Annotated in this window: 23 protein-coding genes; 16 read left to right on the top strand and 7 right to left on the bottom strand. The window is 74.0% G+C overall.

Features of this window, described 5'->3' with window-relative positions:
* The first annotated feature begins 18 nt into the window (after positions 1-18).
* The gene (locus tag ACFPL3_RS00250) at positions 19-330 is read left to right on the top strand and encodes an EthD family reductase (protein ID WP_343939517.1); all 312 of its coding nucleotides are present in this window, start codon (positions 19-21) and stop codon (positions 328-330) included.
* 97 nt (positions 331-427) lie between these two features.
* Here ACFPL3_RS00250 and ACFPL3_RS00255 read toward each other — a convergent pair whose 3' ends face one another.
* Together ACFPL3_RS00255 and ACFPL3_RS00260 are read right to left on the bottom strand one after the other, a co-directional pair.
* Positions 428-1042: a maleylpyruvate isomerase family mycothiol-dependent enzyme gene (locus tag ACFPL3_RS00255; protein ID WP_343939532.1), complete on the bottom strand. Its 615-nt coding sequence runs from the start codon at positions 1040-1042 to the stop codon at positions 428-430.
* A gap of 37 nt (positions 1043-1079) precedes the next feature.
* Entirely contained in the window at positions 1080-1511 is a 432-nt protein-coding gene (locus ACFPL3_RS00260) for a hypothetical protein (RefSeq protein WP_343939519.1), read from the bottom strand.
* A gap of 136 nt (positions 1512-1647) precedes the next feature.
* Between ACFPL3_RS00260 and ACFPL3_RS00265 the strand changes: the two genes are divergently transcribed.
* Positions 1648-2466 carry a right-handed parallel beta-helix repeat-containing protein gene (locus tag ACFPL3_RS00265; RefSeq protein WP_343939521.1) on the top strand — a complete coding sequence of 273 codons (819 nt, stop codon included), beginning with the start codon at positions 1648-1650 and terminating at the stop codon, positions 2464-2466.
* On the opposite strand, the gene aac(3) is transcribed toward ACFPL3_RS00265, so the two are convergent.
* Genes aac(3) through ACFPL3_RS00280 form a run of 3 tightly spaced genes read right to left on the bottom strand, consistent with a single transcriptional unit; the run spans position 2442 to position 4803 of the window.
* Entirely contained in the window at positions 2442-3260 is an 819-nt protein-coding gene (aac(3), locus tag ACFPL3_RS00270; protein ID WP_343939523.1) for an aminoglycoside 3-N-acetyltransferase, read from the bottom strand. The two genes, ACFPL3_RS00265 and aac(3), sit on opposite strands and share 25 nt — an antisense overlap.
* A gap of 17 nt (positions 3261-3277) precedes the next feature.
* Positions 3278-3649, bottom strand: a complete 372-nt coding sequence (locus ACFPL3_RS00275; RefSeq protein WP_343939525.1) for a YybH family protein — start codon at positions 3647-3649, stop codon at positions 3278-3280.
* A complete protein-coding gene (locus ACFPL3_RS00280) occupies positions 3592-4803 on the bottom strand; it encodes a methyltransferase (protein WP_379588331.1) in 1212 nt (403 codons plus the stop codon). The genes ACFPL3_RS00275 and ACFPL3_RS00280 overlap by 58 nt, the downstream gene beginning before the upstream one ends.
* 181 nt (positions 4804-4984) lie before the next feature.
* On the opposite strand from ACFPL3_RS00280, the gene ACFPL3_RS00285 reads away from it, so the two are divergent.
* Together ACFPL3_RS00285 and ACFPL3_RS00290 are read left to right on the top strand one after the other, a co-directional pair.
* Positions 4985-5245 (top strand): hypothetical protein, encoded by a 261-nt coding sequence (locus ACFPL3_RS00285; protein ID WP_343941547.1) that lies wholly within the window; start codon positions 4985-4987, stop codon positions 5243-5245.
* Positions 5246-5494: 249 nt separating this feature from the next.
* Complete coding sequence (locus ACFPL3_RS00290; protein WP_343941548.1) at positions 5495-6253, top strand: GntR family transcriptional regulator; 759 nt, start codon at positions 5495-5497, stop codon at positions 6251-6253.
* A 390-nt stretch (positions 6254-6643) separates the two neighbouring features.
* Here the strand turns inward: ACFPL3_RS00290 and ACFPL3_RS00295 are convergent, their stop codons facing one another.
* Positions 6644-7141, bottom strand: coding sequence for a VOC family protein (locus tag ACFPL3_RS00295; protein ID WP_343941549.1), 498 nt, complete (start codon positions 7139-7141; stop codon positions 6644-6646).
* A gap of 82 nt (positions 7142-7223) precedes the next feature.
* Between ACFPL3_RS00295 and ACFPL3_RS00300 the strand changes: the two genes are divergently transcribed.
* The 5 genes from ACFPL3_RS00300 to ACFPL3_RS00320 all read left to right on the top strand — a co-directional run bounded on the left by ACFPL3_RS00300 (position 7224) and on the right by ACFPL3_RS00320 (position 11191).
* Positions 7224-7718: a MarR family winged helix-turn-helix transcriptional regulator gene (locus ACFPL3_RS00300; RefSeq protein WP_343941550.1), complete on the top strand. Its 495-nt coding sequence runs from the start codon at positions 7224-7226 to the stop codon at positions 7716-7718.
* 38 nt (positions 7719-7756) lie between these two features.
* The gene (locus ACFPL3_RS00305; RefSeq protein ID WP_343941551.1) at positions 7757-8359 is read left to right on the top strand and encodes a hypothetical protein; all 603 of its coding nucleotides are present in this window, start codon (positions 7757-7759) and stop codon (positions 8357-8359) included.
* Positions 8360-8390: 31 nt separating this feature from the next.
* The gene (locus ACFPL3_RS00310; protein ID WP_343941552.1) at positions 8391-9125 is read left to right on the top strand and encodes a phosphoglyceromutase; all 735 of its coding nucleotides are present in this window, start codon (positions 8391-8393) and stop codon (positions 9123-9125) included.
* Between the two features lie 142 nt (positions 9126-9267).
* Positions 9268-10488, top strand: coding sequence for a sensor histidine kinase (locus ACFPL3_RS00315; RefSeq protein ID WP_379588332.1), 1221 nt, complete (start codon positions 9268-9270; stop codon positions 10486-10488).
* 13 nt (positions 10489-10501) lie between these two features.
* On the top strand, positions 10502-11191 hold the full coding sequence (locus ACFPL3_RS00320) for a response regulator transcription factor (RefSeq protein ID WP_343941553.1): 690 nt from the start codon (positions 10502-10504) through the stop codon (positions 11189-11191).
* 10 nt (positions 11192-11201) lie between these two features.
* On the opposite strand, the gene ACFPL3_RS00325 is transcribed toward ACFPL3_RS00320, so the two are convergent.
* Positions 11202-11576 carry a hypothetical protein gene (locus tag ACFPL3_RS00325; protein ID WP_343941554.1) on the bottom strand — a complete coding sequence of 125 codons (375 nt, stop codon included), beginning with the start codon at positions 11574-11576 and terminating at the stop codon, positions 11202-11204.
* Between the two features lie 367 nt (positions 11577-11943).
* Between ACFPL3_RS00325 and ACFPL3_RS00330 the strand changes: the two genes are divergently transcribed.
* The 7 genes from ACFPL3_RS00330 to ACFPL3_RS00360 all read left to right on the top strand — a co-directional run bounded on the left by ACFPL3_RS00330 (position 11944) and on the right by ACFPL3_RS00360 (position 18063).
* Positions 11944-13647 (top strand): hypothetical protein, encoded by a 1704-nt coding sequence (locus ACFPL3_RS00330; protein ID WP_379588333.1) that lies wholly within the window; start codon positions 11944-11946, stop codon positions 13645-13647.
* The gene (locus ACFPL3_RS00335; protein WP_379588334.1) at positions 13644-14480 is read left to right on the top strand and encodes a sugar phosphate isomerase/epimerase family protein; all 837 of its coding nucleotides are present in this window, start codon (positions 13644-13646) and stop codon (positions 14478-14480) included. The genes ACFPL3_RS00330 and ACFPL3_RS00335 overlap by 4 nt, the downstream gene beginning before the upstream one ends.
* Positions 14481-14532: 52 nt before the next feature.
* Positions 14533-15366 (top strand): thioesterase family protein, encoded by an 834-nt coding sequence (locus tag ACFPL3_RS00340; protein ID WP_343946478.1) that lies wholly within the window; start codon positions 14533-14535, stop codon positions 15364-15366.
* Positions 15367-15389: 23 nt separating this feature from the next.
* Positions 15390-16196: a pyrroline-5-carboxylate reductase gene (gene proC, locus ACFPL3_RS00345; RefSeq protein WP_343946479.1), complete on the top strand. Its 807-nt coding sequence runs from the start codon at positions 15390-15392 to the stop codon at positions 16194-16196.
* A gap of 169 nt (positions 16197-16365) precedes the next feature.
* Positions 16366-16575 carry a helix-turn-helix domain-containing protein gene (locus ACFPL3_RS00350; protein ID WP_343946480.1) on the top strand — a complete coding sequence of 70 codons (210 nt, stop codon included), beginning with the start codon at positions 16366-16368 and terminating at the stop codon, positions 16573-16575.
* A 195-nt stretch (positions 16576-16770) separates the two neighbouring features.
* Positions 16771-16872 (top strand): 30S ribosomal protein bS22, encoded by a 102-nt coding sequence (locus tag ACFPL3_RS00355; RefSeq protein ID WP_003402602.1) that lies wholly within the window; start codon positions 16771-16773, stop codon positions 16870-16872.
* Positions 16873-17025: 153 nt separating this feature from the next.
* Positions 17026-18063 carry an NAD-dependent epimerase/dehydratase family protein gene (locus ACFPL3_RS00360; protein WP_343946481.1) on the top strand — a complete coding sequence of 346 codons (1038 nt, stop codon included), beginning with the start codon at positions 17026-17028 and terminating at the stop codon, positions 18061-18063.
* The last annotated feature ends 7 nt before the right edge of the window (positions 18064-18070 follow it).

The raw sequence follows: 18070 nt of genomic DNA on the forward strand, positions 1-18070 counted from the left end.
CGACGACGAGGAGGACTCGTGTTCCAGGTCACCGTGCTCTACAACCACCCTGAGGATCCCGCCCGGTTCGACGAGCACTACGACGGGGTCCACGCGCCGCTGGCCGCCACGATCCCCGGCCTGCAGCGCTACACGGTGACGAGGCCGGGGGCGGGCCCGGACGGCAGCCCGCCCCCGTACCACCTGGTGGCGGTGATGGAGTACGAGTCCGAGGAGGCCTACCAGGTGGGCACGGGGGGACCGGAGGGTCAGGCGACGAGGGCCGACCTGGCCAATTTCGCGTCGGCAGGCGTCACGGTGGTGGCGGGGCCGGCCGGCTCCGTGGTCTGACCGGCCGCCCGCGAGGCATGATCGTCGGCCCGGCGCGTTTTCCGACACCCCGCGTCGGGAATGCGCCAGATCGATGATCATGAGCCCTCCGGGGCGATCAGCTCCCGATGCGTCCGGCCAGGGTCGGCTGACCGTCGCCGGTCAGCTCGCCCACCACCCCGGGGCGCCCGGCGAGGGCCATGAGGAGCGCCTCCGCCGGGCCTTCGACGACCGGGCCCGTGCCTGCGGTCCAGTCGAGGTCCGTGGCGACGAGCGTCAGTCCCCGAATCCGTTTCGCGGCGCCGAGGGGTGGCGCCGTGAGGGCGAAGTCCAGGACGACGTGCAGGCGATCGGGCGGGATGTCGCGCGGCAGACCCAGCGGGCGGCGGATGTCCTGGTGGTGGATTGTGGCGTCGGTGAGCGCGACCTTCCCGCCGAACGCGGTGGTGAGGCCCCGTGGCTGCTGGTGCCTGCGCGCCAGTGCCAGCAGGTCCTCGGTGCTGTGCTCGGTGTGGGCCGCGACGCCGACGGCGTTGACCCGCCTCAGCAGGATGCCGCCGCGCAGGAACCGGCCGACGAGCGCGGCCGGGCCGAGTTCGTCGTAGCTGAACACGTGGGCCACGACGTCGCGGACCCGCCACCCGGCGCACAACGACGGCGCTTCCCACTGGGCGGGTGTGAGCGTGGCGAGCAGGTCGGCCAGATCGCCTCGTTCGGCCCTGGCCAGGTCCATCGCGCGTCCGTGCGCCACGGACGATCACGCTAGTGGATCAGTTCCCCACGTGTTCCGGCACTCGCGGCTGCGGGTCCTGCCGGTCGAGGAACTGGTCGACGAGCCCCCGCACGACGGTGGCCATGGAGAAGTTGTGCTGGGTGCACCAGCTGCGCAGCCTGCGGTACTGGCTGCCGCCCAGCCGGATCGGCACGACGTGCATCCGCTCGTCGCCGGTGTCCTCGGTGCGGGGCGCGGACCAGCGTTCGTGGATGTGCTCGCTCGCGGTGGGGCTGAGCTCGGGCACCCGGGCGAGCAGGGCCTGCGAGTAGCTGTTCAGGGTGCGGCCCGCCCGCGGCCCGGCCGACGCGGGGTCGAGCAGCCAGAGCAGGACGCGGTTGCGGTCGCGGGCAGGGAGCGCGTCGACGGCGTCGAGCAGGAGCTGGGCCGGGCTCGTCTCATCAGTGGGGCTCGGGTCGGCAGTGGTCACGGCGGCTCCCTGATCCGGAGGGGTGGCGATATCGCCCACGGTATCGCGATATCGGGTACACGTCGCGAGCGCCGGCGCGTGCAGGTGGCAGACTTCCTGGCAGGGACTCGGTCGCGACGCTGCCAGGGGTGAGGGGATGGCTGACGAGCCGCGCCACGGGTGGCAGGCGGCCGTGATCGCCGTGCTGACGGCGGTGGGCCTGCTCCTGCCGTCGTCGTGGGCCGCCACCGCCGTGGCCGAGCCGCCGACGCCCCCGGTGAACTGCTCGGCCCCGAACGTCGTGTGCATGACCGCCGACTCGACGACCCGGATCGAGGTCACCACGCCGAACCTGGTCGTCGACGGGCGCGGGTTCTCGTCGGTCGGGATCACCGTGAACGCCGACCACGTCACCGTGCAGAACTTCAACTTCACCAACTGCGCATCGCATTGCGTCTGGGTGAAGGGCACCGGCAACGTCGTGCAGGACAACCGGATCTCGCAGGTGTACCACGACGGCGACGACATCGACGGGCTGCGGTTCTTCGGCGACGGCACCTGGATCCTGCGCAACACGTTCACGAACATCCTCAAGGGCCCCAAGCGCGACTCGCACCTGGACTGCATGCAGACGTGGGCCGGTTCGGAGACGGGCGCCAGCTCCGGTGTGGTGATCCAGGGGAACCACTGCGACGACGCCGACTTCCGGCAGTGCCTGATGGTGGAGGGGCCGGGTTCGACCGACGGCGGTGGTGGCGGCGCGGGCGTCACCGCGAACTGGGTGGTGGCGGGCAACTACTTCGCCTGCCACGCGAACCAGACCATCGCGCTGCGCGACGTCCACAACACGGTCATCCAGGGCAACCACTTCGCGGGCAGCGGCCGCAAGGCGATCCAGCAGACCGACGGCACGTCGGGGATCAGGCTCGTCGGCAACGTCCTCGGCCCGGGCTACGGGCGGCTCACCGGCGACTGACGCCGCTCCATCCACGCCACCGCGAAGGCGCACACCGCCCGCGCGTCGACGAGCACGCTGTCGGCCTTCCCGACGTGGCCGCGGGCGCCCTCCCCGGTGGCGAGGAAGTCGGTGACGATCTCGGCGAAGTAGTCGTCGGCGAACCCGTCGACGACGGGGTCGCCCGTGTCGAACTCCTCCAGGCTGCGCCACTCGACGCCGTGATCGGTGGCGAAGGGCACCTCGTAGCGGATCACGCGCTTGCCCCGCAGGTCGGCGAGGTGCTCGGCGTGGTGCAGGAGGGTGATCGTGTCCAGCGGTGCGCCGATCAGCACGGCCTTGCCGCCCGCCTCCACCAGCTTGGCCAGCGGGGAGCCGGCGCCGTAGCCGTAGTCCAGCGGGTGGTCGGCGGTGAACCACCCGGCCCGTGCGCCGAGCGCGGCCACCGACGCGCCGGGGTTGCCGCTGCGCAAGGCCCCCGGTGTGGTGCGCAGGAACTCGGGCAGCGCGCCGTTGTCGCGGATCGCCCGCGACGCGCGGGCGTCGAACGGGGGGATGTGCGGCCGCCACCGGTCGGGCACGCGGCCGTGGGCGTCGAGCAGTTCGTCGTAGCGGGCGTCCCAGTCGGTGTAGGCGAGGACGGTGCCGCCGGGGGACACCGCGTCGAGGAGCGCGCCGATGACCGCGTCCGGCCCGTTGAGCAGCCGGCCCACCTTGCTCAGCGCACCGTGCGCCATCACGTGGTCGCCCGGGCGCAGCCCGAGCCGTTCGAGGTCGGCCCGCAGGTCGGCGCGGGTGACGAAGGGCTCCGGCACGCCCGGCAGGCTAGCGATCAGAGGACGTTGGGCCGATCCAATATCCAGCGCCAAGTGCCGTCGGGCTGCTGCCGTGCGACCTCCGCCGTTGCGCCGGCGCCGCCCGGCAGCCGGGTGGAGGTGAGCGCGAGATCCCCGACCCGCAGGGCGGGGTGCTGCTCGCCGGGCGCGAACCGCGGTGCCGAGGCGACGAGGGCCGCGTAGAACGCGCGGATCCCGGCCTCGCCGCGCACCTCGCCGCCGTCGGGTGTGGCCAGCACGGCGTCGGACTCGTACAGCGCCACCAGGCCGTCGACGTCGCCCGCGTTGACGCGGCGCAGGAACAGCCGGCTCAGGTCCTCGGGTTCCCGCGCGACGTCGGTGTGCTCCGACGGGGTGTTCTGCGACATGGTGCCGTGGTACCAGCGGGCACCGACGGTTCGGCCCGGCCGAGGCGCCACAGCGCGATCGTCTCGCGGCTCCGCAGCCGGGCGAGCGCGTCGTCGGTGGGCTGCGGGCGGGTGCTCGGCGGCGCCGTGAGCCGTTCCCGGACCGCCAGCCCCGCCTCCGCGACCAGCGCGGGCAGCGCGCCGGGGTCGCGCAGCCCGAGCAGCTCCGGCAGGTCCGACACCACGAGCCACGCCTCGCCTCGGCCGGTGAGGTGGTCGGGCAGCCCGCGGACGAACGCGGCCAGCGTCGCGCCCCGCCGGTCGTAGATGCCCGCCTCGAGCGGCGACGCCGGGGTGCCCGGCATCCAGGGCGGGTTGCACACCACGAGGTCCGCGCGCCCGGGTGGGAACAGGTTGCGCCGCAGCACGGTGGACCGGTCGGCGAACCCGAGGCGCTGCAGGTTCTCGCGGGCGCAGGCCACCGCGCACGGCTCCACGTCGGTGGCCACGACGGCGGGGACGCCGCGGTGGAGCAGGACGGCGGCCAGCACGCCGGTGCCTGTGCCGATGTCGAACGCCCTGCGCACCGGGCCGAGCGGCGCCTGCGCGACCAGCGCGACGTAGTCGGTGCGCGTGGGCGCGAAGACGCCGTGGTGCGGGTGGATACGAGCGCCGAGCGCCGGGATCGGGATGCCCGTCCGGCGCCACTCGTGCGCGCTCAGCACGCCGATCAGCTCGCGCAGCGCCAGCACCGCCGGGGTGGCGGAGGGGCCGTAGACCTCGTGGCAGGCGGCGGCCACGTCCGGGGCCCGGCGCAGGCCGAGGACGTGGCCCGGGCCCAGCTCGACGAGCACGGCGCCCAGCAGCCGGGCGCGGTGGGCGCGGTGCCGGCGCTGCCGGTGGAACTCGGCGGCGGGCGGCAGCGGGCGGCGCCGGGCGGCGGAGCGGTCGATGCGGCGCGCCATCGCGGCGAGCAGCGCGCGGGCGTTGGGGAAGTCACCGCGCCACAGCAGGCCGGTGCCTCCGGCGGCGAGCCGGCAGGCGTCGTCGGCGGTCAGGCCATCGGTGACGACCAGGATGTGCGTGGGCGGACGGCGATCGTTCGCGGTGAGCCAGCGGGCTCGCCGCGCGACGCCGCCTTCGCGCCAGGAGACAGCAGGTGGGTTCTCGTGCACTGGAGGGATCCCGGTTTCCGGGAGCGGCCTCCGGTCGGTGGACCGAGCAACCGTCCGGAGACGGCTCCGCATCCGATGGGCAGGGCCGTCATGCGGCCGGGCCGCGCCACCTCACCCTTCCGGCGATCACCGGGTCACCCTACCGCTTGTGTCGGGGTGTGACCGGGCGCACAGTGGGGGCATGGCCCGGTTCAGCGTGGCGTCCCGTGCGTCGTTCCGATCGGAGCACGTGCACGTGTCGGCGCGGATCTCGTTCTCGGTCACGGTGCGCGCGCTCGCCGGCGCGTTGGATCGGGACGACCGCCTCGTGGCCGAGTTGAGCGGGTACACCAGCCACGCCGAGCTCGTCGACCTCGCGGCCACGCTCGACCGGTACCCCGACGAGGACACCGCGGAGATCCGGGAGATCCTCGGCGACCGGCCCCGCGCCGTCACCGGGTAGCGCGGCCGGCGGGGTGTGCGCCACACCGGGTTGCCCGTGCCGGGCGGCTCTGGTGCACTGATCGCATGGTCCCGAGGCTCTCCTCGCAGCGCTTCGCGTTCTGCGTGTGCCTCATCGGGGCCGACCAGCTCTCCGTCGACGACCGCCGGTGTCGCCGCCGCACGGCCCGCTGACGCCGCGTTCACCCCGCGGCCCGCGGCGGGCCTTCGCGCCCACCGCCGTTCCGGACCGCTCGGGAGTGCTCCACCGATGACCGCCACCGTTCTCGACCGCCTCGCCGTCGAGCCGCTCTGGGCCCAGCTGCTCGCCGACCTGCGCAGGCGGCTCGACCAGGACGAGTTCGCCGCGAGCTTCCCCGGCGAGCTGGCCCTCGTCGCCGAGTACGGCGTCAGCAGGCACACCGTGCGAGAGGCGGTGCGCCGTCTCCGCGAGGAGGGCCTGGTGATCGCGGGCCGCGGGCGCACGCCGCGCCGCGCGGAGCCCGCCGAGATCGAGCAGCCGCTCGGGGAGATCTTCAGCCTGTTCTCGGCGGTCGAGGCCGCCGGCCAGGTCCAGCGCAGCGTGGTCCGCACGCTCGACGTGCGGGCCGACGGCGTGGTGGCGGCCCGGCTCGGTCTGGAGGAGTCCACGCCGCTGGTGCACCTGGAGCGGCTGCGCCTCGCCGACGGGGCGCCGATCGCCGTCGACCGCGTGTGGCTGCCGGAGCGGCTGGCGGCCCCGCTGCTCGACGTCGACTTCGGGCGCACCGCGCTCTACACGGTGTACGAGACCCGCTGCGGTGTGCGCGTCACCGGAGGCAGCGAGCACGTGCGTGCCCTGGTGCCCGGCCCGGCCGAGCGGGAGCTGCTGGCCGTGCCCGACGGGGTGGCCGCGTTCGCCATCGACCGGCTGGGCTGCGCGGGCGACCAGCCGGTGGAGTGGCGCCACACGCTGGTGCGCGCCGACCGCTTCAGCATCACGGCGCGCTTCTCCGCCCGCGAGGGCTACCAGATGGACATCGCGCCTTAGACGAGCGATTCCCCACCCGATCGTCGGTCAGCACGGAGCGGCGTCCGGTCCTCGGGGGCTCGGGCAGCACGAGGCTGTCGCCGTGCCCGCTGGGATGTGCTTCCCGGTTCGACCAACCCGCCCGAGCAGGACCTCACGGCGGCTGTGACATCCGCGGTGTGCGGCTCGCGCTGATCACACGCGGCATGGGACGCCCGCCCGGGAGCATGATCGTCGTGTCGGCGCGAAACCCGACGCGTTCCCGCGTTCCGTCGGGAAACGCGCCGGTTCACCGATCATGGGCTGGGGAGTCCTCGTTGATCGCCATCAGGAGGTCGTCCGCGGCCGCCGGCCCGTGGACTCACCGATCTCGACCACTGATCGATTTCGGACCTGCTCGTCCAGGAGCGCTCAGACGGACACGCCCACGCCGCCGCGGGTCTGCTCGCCGTACTCGGCGATGGCCGCGTCCAGGTCGAGCGGGGCGGTCTTCATCTCCGCTTCGGGCTCGATCCGGTCGGCGGGCACGAGCCAGCACACCTCGAACTCGAGGCCGTCGGGGTCGTGCGCGTACAGCGCCTTCGTGGTGCCGTGGTCGGACGCGCCGACGAGCGCGCCGTGCTCGCGCAGGACGCCGGCGAGGCGGCGCAGCTCGGCGAGCGTGTCGACCTCCCAGGCGAGGTGGTACAGGCCCACCGTCGACCGGCCCGCCTCCGAGTCACCCGCGTCGGAGCCGATCGCGAAGAGCGCGAGGTCGTGGTCGTTCGTGGAGCCCGCGGCCTGCAGGAACGCCCCGCGGCCTGGCATCGAGTGGACGACCCGGAAGCCCATCGCCTCGGTGTAGAACGCGACGCTGCGGTCGATGTCGCGCACGTACAGGACAGCGTGGTTGAGTCGTTGGACCGGCATGGCCCCTCCAGTGATTGAGAGCTCAACTTCATAGTAAGCGCGGACTCATGAATGTTCAAGTTATCCGGGTTATCCTGGAACCGTGAGCGGTGACGAGACCAGGTGGCTGGAGCCCGACGAGCTGGAGACGTGGCTCTCCTACGTCGCCGCCACCAGCCTCCTGGACGGGGCGCTCGACCGCCAATTGCAGCGCGACGCCGGGATGCCGCTGGCCTACTACCAGATCCTGGCCATGCTCTCCGACGCCCCGGGCCGCAGCCTGCGCATGAGCGCACTGGCCGCCATCACCCAGAGCTCGCAGAGCCGGCTCTCGCACGCCGTCGCCCGCCTGGAGAGCAGGGGGTGGGTGCGGCGCACGCCGTGCAGCATCGACCGGCGCAGCACGTTCGCGCAGCTCACCGAGGAGGGCTACGCCGCGCTCGCGGCCGCGGCGCCCGGCCACGTCTGCGCGGTCCGCAGGCACCTGTTCGACCGGCTGACCCCCGAGCAGGTCCAGCAGCTGCACGAGATCACGCGGGCGGTCCTCAGCGGACTGGGTGTCGCCGACGGCGACGCGCGCGGCATGCTGCCAGGCTGACCGCGCAGGCCCCGCGGAGGCCTCGCGGAGGAGGCGGCATGGGCATCCGGGTGGCGGGTATCGCGGCCGCGCTGGCCGGCGCGGCGATCGTGGCCGGTTGCACGGTGGCCGTTCCCGGCGCTCCGGCCGCCGACCCGGCCGGGATCGCCCGCCCGGCCCCGTCCACCCGGCCCCCGGGCCCCGTGTTCCGCGACGCCCTCGGCCGCTTCGACCTGGTGCCCCCACCCGGCTGGACCGTGGACACCAGCGGCGTCGAGAGCACCGCGGTGGTCTTCGTCGACCCGCAGGTGTCCGAGTCGCCCTCCGGCCGGTTCCGCGCGAGCGTCAACGTGGTGGTCGTGCCCGCGCGTGGCGCCCTGCCCGGGATCGTGACGGGGGCGCGGCAGGAGGTCCGCTCCCTCGCCGACTACCGGCCCACCGCCGACGAGCCCGTCACACTGCCCGACGGCTCGCCCGCGCACATGCTCGGCGGCACCTACCGCGATCCGCGCAGCGGTCTCGTGCTGCGCAACCTCCAGCTCGTGGCGCTGCACGGCACCACCGAAACCGTGGTTGTCACCGGCACCGCGCTCGCCGACACGTGGGACCCGTACGGACCGGTGTACGAGACGTCACTGCGCAGCCTGGCGGTGGCCATCTGACGGCACCGGCATGCCTGGCAGAGTTGCGGCCATGGGAACACTGGTGCTGCTGCGGCACGGGCAGAGCGTGTGGAACGCGGAGAACCTGTTCACCGGGTGGGTGGACGTGCCGCTGTCCGAGACCGGCGAGCAGGAGGCCCGGCGCGGGGGCGACCTGATGGGCGAGGCGGGCATCCTGCCGGACGTGGTGCACACGTCGGTGCTGCGCCGCGCCATCTCCACCGCGAACATCGCGCTCGACGCCTGCGACCGGCACTGGATCCCCGTGCGGCGCGACTGGCGGCTCAACGAGCGGCACTACGGGGCGTTGCAGGGCAAGAACAAGAAGCAGACGCTGGAGGAGTTCGGCGAGGCGCAGTTCATGGAGTGGCGCCGCTCGTACGACGTGCCGCCGCCGCCGATCGAGCCCGGGTCCGAGTACGACCAGGAGGGCGACCCGCGGTACGCGCCGGGTGAGGTGCCGCGCACCGAGTGCCTCGCCGACGTCGTCGCGCGGTTCCTGCCGTACTGGGAGTCGGCGATCGTGCCCGACCTGCGTGCCGGGAAGACGGTGCTGCTCGCCGCGCACGGCAACTCGCTGCGCGCACTGGTGAAGCACCTCGACCGGATCTCCGACGAGGACATCGTGGGGCTGAACATCCCCACCGGCATCCCGCTGCGCTACGAGCTGGACGAGGACCTGCGGCCCACTGTGGCCGGCGGCGAGTACCTCGACCCGGAGGCTGCCGTCGCCGCGGCCGCGGCCGTGGCGGCGCAGGGGCGCTGACGCCGCTTCGCGACCGCGGGCACCCTCTCGGGTGAACGCGGGGTGAACGGCCGAGGAATTCACCCGTTCCTCGACGTCAGGAGCGTCACGACCGGCCTATCGAGCTGGCCGGATCGGTGGTCGGCCTGCCTACGATGCGCTCGTGGACGCGCTGTTCTGCGTGGCGCTCGTGGCCGGCGCGCTCGTGCTCGGCCTCATGATCGGGCTCCGCTGGGGGCGCCGGCGCGAGGCGCCCGAGCCGGAGCCCGCCGAGCCGGCGCCCGGACCGCCGGTGGCCGACCTGTTGCAGCGGGTCTTCCGGGCCACCGACGAGGGCCTCGCCGTGCTCGACAGCGGCGGCGACGTGGTGCTGCACAACCCGCGCGCCGCCGAACTCGGGGTGGTGAGCGGCGGGCTGCCCGACGCGCGCGCCGCCACCGCGAGCCAGCAGGTGCTGCGCTCGGGCACCACCGTGGACGTCGATCTCTCGCCGCTCGACCACCGCGGGCGTCAACCCGCGGCCGTGCTGGCCCACGTGCGCCCGCTCGGCGACGGCTACAGCATGGTGGAGGCAGCCGACACGTCCGAGGCGGTGCGGCTGGAGGCCACCCGGCGCGACTTCGTGGCGAACGTCAGCCACGAGCTGAAGACACCGGTGGGCGCCGTGGGCCTGCTCGCCGAGGCGGTGCTCGACGCCGCCGACGACCCGGCCGAGGTCCGCCGGTTCGGCACGAAGATCCTCAACGAGGCCACCCGGCTGGGCAACCTCGTCACCGAGCTGATCGCGCTGTCCCGCCTCACGGGCGCGGAGCGGCTGCCGGAGCTGCAGGTGGTGGACGTCGACGAGGTCGTGCAGGAGGCCCTTGCCCGGTCGCGGCTGTCGGCGGAGTCGGCGGGCATCGAGATCATCGTCGACCGGCCCACCGGGCTCGAGGTCGACGGCGACCTCACGCTTCTGGTCACCGCCCTGTCCAACCTGGTGGAGAACGCGATCGCGTACTCGCCCGCCGACTCGGCGGTCTCGGTGTCGCGCAGGCGGTGCGGCGACTGGGTGGAGGTCGCCGTGACCGACCGCGGCATCGGCATCGCGCCCGAGCACCAGAAGCGGGTGTTCGAGCGCTTCTTCCGCGTCGACCCGGCCCGCTCCCGCGCCACCGGTGGCACCGGCCTGGGCCTGGCGATCGTCAAGCACGTGCTCGCCAACCACGGCGGCGAGGTGCGGCTGTGGAGCAGCCCGGGCACCGGGTCGACGTTCACGATGCGGCTCCCCGTGCACGTCGAACCGGGCGCGGCGCCCATTGAACCCGCCCCTGCCGCAGAGTCCGACCCCGAGCGGGGCGGCGCCTCGAGCCGGCCCGTCGACGTACCCGACCGCGTCGGGTGAGATGAGGAGATCCATGACAAGGGTGCTCATCGTCGAGGACGAGGAGTCCTTCGCCGACCCGCTGGCGTTCCTGCTGCGCAAAGAGGGGTTCACCACGGCCGTCGCCACCACCGGGCAGGACGCGCTGGACGAGTTCGACCGCAACGGCGCCGACATCGTGCTGCTCGACCTCATGCTCCCCGGCATGAGCGGCACCGACGTCTGCAAGGCGCTCCGCACCCGCTCCGCCGTCCCGGTGATCATGGTGACGGCGCGCGACAGTGAGATCGACAAGGTGGTCGGGCTCGAGCTGGGCGCCGACGACTACGTGACGAAGCCCTACTCGGCCCGCGAGCTGATCGCCCGCGTGCGCGCGGTGCTGCGCCGCGGCGGCGAGGTCGGTGCCGAGACCGACGGGCAGCCCGGCGTGCTCGAGGCCGGCCCGGTGCGCATGGACGTCGAACGGCACGTCGTGTCCGTGAACGGCGCCGACGTCGCGCTGCCGCTCAAGGAGTTCGACCTGCTGGAGTACCTGCTGCGCAACGTCGGGCGCGTGCTCACCCGCGGGCAGCTGATCGACCGCGTGTGGGGCGCCGACTACGTGGGCGACACCAAGACCCTCGACGTGCACGTCAAGCGCCTGCGCTCGAAGGTGGAGGCCGATCCCTCGGCTCCCCGCCACCTCGTGACCGTGCGCGGCCTGGGCTACAAGTTCGAGTCGTAGGCCCCCGGGATCAGCGCTCCCCGGGGAGCCGTTCCAGCACCTGGCCCACCATCTGCGTGAGCGTGCGGAGCTGGGCCTCGACCGAGTCGAACCGGCCGGTGTGCTCCTGCAGCTCCACCCCGTTGCGCTCGAGCAGGCTGCCGTGGTGCTCGAGAACTCGGCTGTGCTCCTCGAGAACCCGGCTGTGCTCCTCGAGAACCCGGCCGTGGTGGTCGAGCTCGCGGTCGATCGCGTCGAAGCGGGCGTTGTTCTCGGTGCGCATCGTGCGCAGGTCCTGGCGGAACTCCTTGACGTCGTCGTCGAGGCGGAGGGCGAGCCACCGCGTCTCGGCGTGCTCCACGGCGAGCTTGCGCACGCGGCGTTCGATCTCGTCGTCCTCGGCCATGCGCTGATCGTCCCAGACGGGGCGGCCGGGTGGGGGGATCGCGGTGGGGGTTGTGGACAAGTGTGTGGGATGTGGACAACTTCGGTATCGATGCAGGTGGGGGCGCGTTTCCGCCGGATCGGCACCGGCTAGGTCACGAGAGCGTCACGTCGGCCCAGTAGCCTGGGGCCGTGCATCTCGGTGTGCTCGACGTCGGTTCCCACGCCGTTCACCCCCGCAGGGTGGACGGACATCGTGGTGGTCACCGGGAAGGAGTCATCCTGAGAAGGCTCGACACGCTCGATGGGACGGCCCAGATCGACCGCTCAGCGCAGGACGCGCCCGAACGGCTTGGACGCTTGACGACGTACGAGGCACGGTGTACTGGATGAGCTCCGAGACCGACCACCCCCGCCAGCGCACAGTCGCCGAGCTGCTCGCCGCACACGGCGACGGCAACGTGTCCGGCGGTCGTCGTAGGCGCCGCAGGGACGCCGACGAGCCGGACGAGGGGGCCTACGGCGCCCCGGCCGCCGACCCGTCGGAGTGGCAGCAGGCGCCGCCGAGGGAGCCGCGCAGGGCCGCACCGGACCCGGCTCCTCCGCCGCCGGTCGCGCGCGAGCCCGGAGGCAGGCGCCGGGCGGGCGGTGAGCCCGGATGGGGTGCCGATCAGCGCGCACCCGAGCAGCACGCACCCGAACGGAGGGCGCCCGAGCGGCGGGCGGCCGATCCGTGGGGCGCCGACGAGCCGGGCGCCGACGACTGGGCGTCCGAGCGCTGGGACGGCGGCCAGTGGGAGGACCAGGGCTCGTGGGACGGGGGCCGGCAGCGGGAGGCCCCGGCGTACGAGGCCCGCCAGGCGCCCGAGCAGTACGCCGCCCCGGCGCGCGAACCCCGCTACGCCGAGCCAGAACCCCGTTACGCCGAGCCCGACCCGCGCTACGCGGAGCCGGAGCCCGATGCGCGCTACGCCGACCCCGAGCCGCCGCGGGAGGTGCCGCCCCGGCGTGCCCGGCGGGCCGCCGAGGAGCGCGAGGCGCCCTGGGAGGCGCGGGAGGCCGCGGCCCCGCCGTGGGGCGCGCCCGAGGAGCCGCCGCCGCCCCGCCGGTCGCGCGAACGCGGGGCACCCGCGGCGTGGGGCCCGCGCGGCGCGGAGCCCGAGCCCGACCTCGACGGCCGCGACCCGCGCGGGCCCGAGCCCCGCACCCGCTCGCCGCGGTCCTGGGACGCGCCGGTGCCGGACGTCGCGCCGGGCCGGGCGGCCCCGCCCGCCGCCGCGCAGGGCGTCCCGCCCGAGATCCCCACCGAGCAGATGCCGCACGTCCGGGGCGCGCGGCCGGTCGACCCCGCAGCCACCAGCCGGATCCAGCAGCAGCGCAGGCACCCGGAGCCGGAGCCCGACGAGCTCGACGAGGACGCCGGCCCGTCCACGATGGTCGGCGCGGCGCCGGTCGGTGCGGAGGACTGGCACCGCAACCGCGTCCAGGGCAGGCGGCGCCCGCCCGAGCCGGACGACGACATGGAGCCGGACGACGGCCCGTCCACGATGGTCGGGGCCCCGCCCGCTGGCGCGGAGGCGTGGCACCGCAACCGCACCGACGCGCGACGTCGCGGTGACGACGGCGGCCCGCCCACGCAGGCGTCGGCGCCGATGGCCTTCGACGACGAGGACGACGAGGACGACGACTACTACCGCGCCGACTACCCGGCCGGGCTCGACCGGCCCGGCGTCGGTGAGGAACCCACCGGGATCTTCGCCGCGGGCGGCGCCGAGGACGACGCCCCGCCGCGGCGGCGGTCCGCCCAGACGGAGGCCAAGGAGGAGGCGAGCGGCGGCCCGGCCTGGGCGGCCGTGATCGCGCAGTGGATCGCGGGCGCCATCGGTGGTGCCGCGCTGTGGGTCGGCTTCCGCTTCCTGTGGCGCGACCTGCCGGTCGTGGCGCTGGCGGCGGCGGTGCTCGTCACCGTCGGCCTCGTCGTGGTGGTCCGTGCGCTGCTGCGGAGCAGCGACCTGCGCACCACGCTGTTCGCGGTGCTGGTCGGCCTGCTGCTCACCGTCTCCCCGGCCATCCTCGTGTTGCTCGGGAGATGACCCCGATGTCGCCCGGGCAGTCACCGGCGCCGCCGGTCGCGCTCTCCACCGCCTCGGTCTACCCCGAGTCGGCCCGGGTGGCCTTCGAGCTCGCCGCCGAGCTCGGGTACGACGGCGTCGAGCTGATGGTCTGGATCGACCCGATCAGCCAGGACGTCAGCGGGGTCGCGCGGCTCGCGGAGCGCTACGGAGTGCCCGTCCTGGCTGTGCACGCCCCCTGCCTGGCCGTCACGCAGCGGGTGTGGACCGCCGACCCGATCGGCCGGATCCGGCGCTCGGTGGCGGCCGCGGCCGAGCTCGACTGCCGCACGGTCGTGCTGCACCCGCCGTTCCGGTGGCAGCGCCGCTACGCCGCGCAGTTCGCCGACGAGGTGGCCCGGGCGGGCGAGCACGACGGCGTGGCGCTCGCCGTCGAGAACATGTTCCCGATCATGCGGTCCGGGGTGCGCACCGTGCCGTACAGCCCGGGCTTCGACCCCACGGCGGTCGGGCACGACCACTACACGCTCGACCTCTCGCACACCGCGGCCTCCGGGATCGACGCGCTCGCCCTGCTCGACCGGATGGGATCGGCGCTCACCCACGTCCACCTCGCCGACGGCAGCGGCGCTCCGCGCGACGAGCACCTCGTGCCGGGGCGCGGTGGCCAGCCGTGCGCCGAGGTGTGCGAGCGCCTCACCGCGTCCGGTTTCCCGGGCGTGGTCGTCGTCGAGGTCAGCACGCGGCGCTGCCGCACCCGGCCGGAGCGCGCGGCGCTGCTCGCCGAGTCGCTGCTGTTCGCCCGCCTCCACCTGCAGCCCACGGCGCGCCCCGCGCCGGTCCCCGCGCGATAGACGCAGATCACATCGGGGCGCGTGGCGGCGCGCCGGGTGATACGCCTGTGTGGTGCGTCCGATCGCCACGAGCACCGATGCCGACACGCCGTTCCGCGATGCGATCGGCCTGACCGCGTTCGGCGGGGGCCGCTACGGCGCCGAGCTGGGCACCCGCTTCACCATCGGCCCCAAGGCGCACGGCGGCCTGTTGATGGTGCTGCTGGCCCGCGCAGGGCTCGCCCGCATCGAGGCCGACGCCCCCGGCGCGGCGCCCGACCCGCTCGCCGTGTCCGCCGACTACCTCCGCGCTCCCGACCCGGGCCCCGTGGAGCTGGACACCGAGGTGCTCAAGCAGGGCCGGACGGTCTCGGTGGTGTCGGTGCGGATGCGCCAGGCCGGTCGGCTCGTGCTCGCCGCCAGTGTCACGGCGGGGCGGCTGCCCGACGACGGGGTGCGGTGGAGCGACCTGCCCGACATGGCCGCCGCGCCCCCGCCCGACGCGGTGGACCCCCGGGAGCGGGGCGTCGCGAACGGCGTGGCCGGTGCCTGCGAGTTGCGCTACGACCCGGCGACGTTCGCCTTCGCGCGCGGGGAGCAGGGCCCGCCGCTCCTGCGCGGCTGGGCCCGCCCCGCCGGGGAACCCACCGACGTCCTGTTCGCCCTGCTCTCGGGCGACATCCTGGCGCCCACCGTGTTCAACCTCGGCGGGCGGATCGGCTGGGCGCCCACGGTGCAGCTCACGGCCCTGCTGCGCGGGCGGCCGGACCCGGGGTGGTTGCGGATCGAGGCGCGGTCGGTCGCGGTGGCGGGCGACTGGTTCGACGAGGACATCACCGTCGTCGACGCGGCGGGCCGGCTCGTCTGCCAGGCCCGTCAACTGGCCCTGTCCCCGCTCGAGGGCTGAGCGGGCGACTACCGTTCTCAGCCATGACACGGATCGCTGTGCTCGGGGCGGGGAAGATCGGTGAGGCGCTGCTGGCGGGGCTGCTCGCCGGCGGCCGGTCCGCCGACGACCTGCTGTTCACCGAGCGGCACCCGGAGCGGGCCGCCGAGCTCTCCGCCCGGCTCGGCGTCGAGGCCGTCGACGTTGCCACCGCGGCCGAGCGTGCGGACGTCGTGGTGTTCGCCGTCAAGCCGCAGGACATCTCACCGGTTCTCACCGAGCTCGCTCCCGTGCTGCGCCCCGGCACCCTGGTGGTGTCGCTCTGCGCCGGGCTGCCCACGGCCCTGTTCGAGGGCGCCCTCCCGGAGGGCACGCCCGTCATCCGGGTGATGCCGAACACCCCCATGCTCGTGGGGGAGGCGATGAGCGCGATCTCGCCGGGCACGCACGCCACCGACGAGCACCTCACCGCGGTGGAGAAGATGCTCGCCTCGGTGGGGCGGGTGGTCCGGGTGCCGGAGTCGCAGCAGGACGCGGTCACGGCGCTGTCCGGGTCCGGGCCCGCCTACTTCTTCTTCCTCGTCGAGGCGATGATCGATGCGGGGATACTGCTCGGCCTGCCCCGCACGGTGGCCGCGGACCTCATCGTGCAGTCGGCGTTCGGGGCCGCGAGGATGCTGCGCGAGTCCAGCGACCACCCGGTGCTCCTGCGGGAGGCGGTCACCTCGCCCGCGGGCACGACGATCGCCGCCATCCGGGAACTCGAGCGCCACGGGGTGCGGGCGGCCCTGATCGCGGCCATCGAAGCGGCCCGGGATCGGTCGGTGGAGTTGGGGAAGGCGGCCCGCTGACCCGATCAGGGCAGCAGAATCACCCGGACGCGCCGCGTTGCGCCACTCTCCTGCGCAGCACTCCCCTCGATGACGTCACACCCGCACCGCTAAGCTCATCCGGAACATCGGCGGCGTCCCGGCCTACCGACCACGGGGCGGCCGGTGCGACCACGAAAGCGGTGATCGGATGCCGTCCGAGCCTTCGGAGATTCACCTCTCGCAGGTGCAGTTCCTGACGGTCGCCGAGGTCGCGGCCATGATGCGGGTGTCGAAGATGACCGTGTACCGGCTCGTGCACGGCGGGGAGCTGCCCGCGGCGCGCGTCGGGCGCTCGTTCCGGGTGCCGAAGAACGCGGTGGAGGACTACCTGCGCAGCGCCTACTTCGACGCGGGCTGAGCCGAGGCCCATCGCCTCCACCGCGCCGCCGAACCCCCGGGGGGCGCTCCCGGCCCGAGAAACCCCCGGTAGAGTGGGCCACCGGTCATCGCCCGGCCGCGCACGCCCCGTCGCGTCGCGCCCGGCCGGCTGCACCTCCACCGCACGACCAGTGGCCCGCACCGGGCCGCGTCCCGACAGGAAGGGCCGCCACGCATGGGCTCCGTCATCAAGAAGCGCCGCAAGCGGATGTCGAAGAAGAAGCACCGCAAGCTCCTCCGCCGGACCCGCGTGCAGCGGCGTAAGCTCGGCAAGTGACCCCCGCATCCCGGGCGCGGCACGGCGCGCGCCCGGGATGGCGTTTACCTGCGGTGCGTCCGCTCACTCCCTAGACGTCGTAGGCGCGCTGCCCGGCCGGTCGGTCTACCATCGGTCACCCACCGCATCCGTCCGCGTTCCTGGGGTAGGCCCGTGCCGCCATCCGTCGTGCTCGTCACCGGGGTCAGCCGCTTCCTCGGTGGACACCTCGCCGCTCGTCTCGCGCAGAACCCGGACATCGACCGCGTGCTCGGCGTGGACACCGTCCCGCCCCCGCGAGACCTCCTCCGCCGGATGGGGCGCGCGGAGTTCGTCCGCGCCGACATCCGCAACCCGCTGATTTCGAAGGTCATCTCCACCGCGTCGGTCGACACCGTCGTCCACGCATCGCTCTCTGCCAACCCGGGTTCGTCCGGGGGACGGCTGGCGATGAAGGAGATGAACGTCATCGGCACGATGCAGCTGCTCGCGGCCTGCCAGAAGGCGCCGTCGGTGCGGCGCATGGTGCTCAAGTCCACCACCGCGGTGTACGGCGCCAGCCCGCGCGACCCCGCGCTCTTCGACGAGACCATGACGCCGAAGGACCTGCCGTCGGGCGGGTACGCCAAGGACGCGGTGGAGATCGAGGGCTACCTGCGCGGTTTCGCCCGCAGGCGGCCCGACGTCTCGGTCACCACGCTGCGGTTCTCGAACTTCATCGGCCCGCGCATCGACACCGTGTTCACCCGGTACTTCGCGCTGCCCGCTGTCCCGATCGTGCTCGGCTACGACGCGCGCGTGCAGCTGCTGCACGAGGAGGACGGGCTGGCGGTCCTGGAGAAGGCGGCGAGCGAGGACCTCCCGGGTGTCTTCAACGTCGCCGCCGACGGCGTGCTGATGCTGTCCCAGGCCATCCGCCGGGCCGGCCGCGTCCCGATCCCCGTGCCGAGCCCGGCAGTGGGCACGGTGAGCAGGCTGTTCCGCAGCGCGGGGCTCGTCGACTTCTCCCCGGAGCAGATGCGGCTGCTCAACTTCGGCCGGGTCGTGGACAACAGCAGGCTGCGCAGGCAGTTCGGGTTCACCCCGCGCTGGACCACCGTGCAGGCCTTCGACGACTACGTTCGCGGGCGCGCGCTGCGTCCCGTGGTGGACCCGGAGCGGTTCGAAACGCTGGAACGGGGAGTGCTCGCCGCCGCGAGGGTGCTGCGGTGACCTCGCG

Source organism: Pseudonocardia zijingensis, assembly GCF_042657305.1.
Classification (GTDB): Bacteria; Actinomycetota; Actinomycetes; order Mycobacteriales; family Pseudonocardiaceae; genus Pseudonocardia; species Pseudonocardia zijingensis.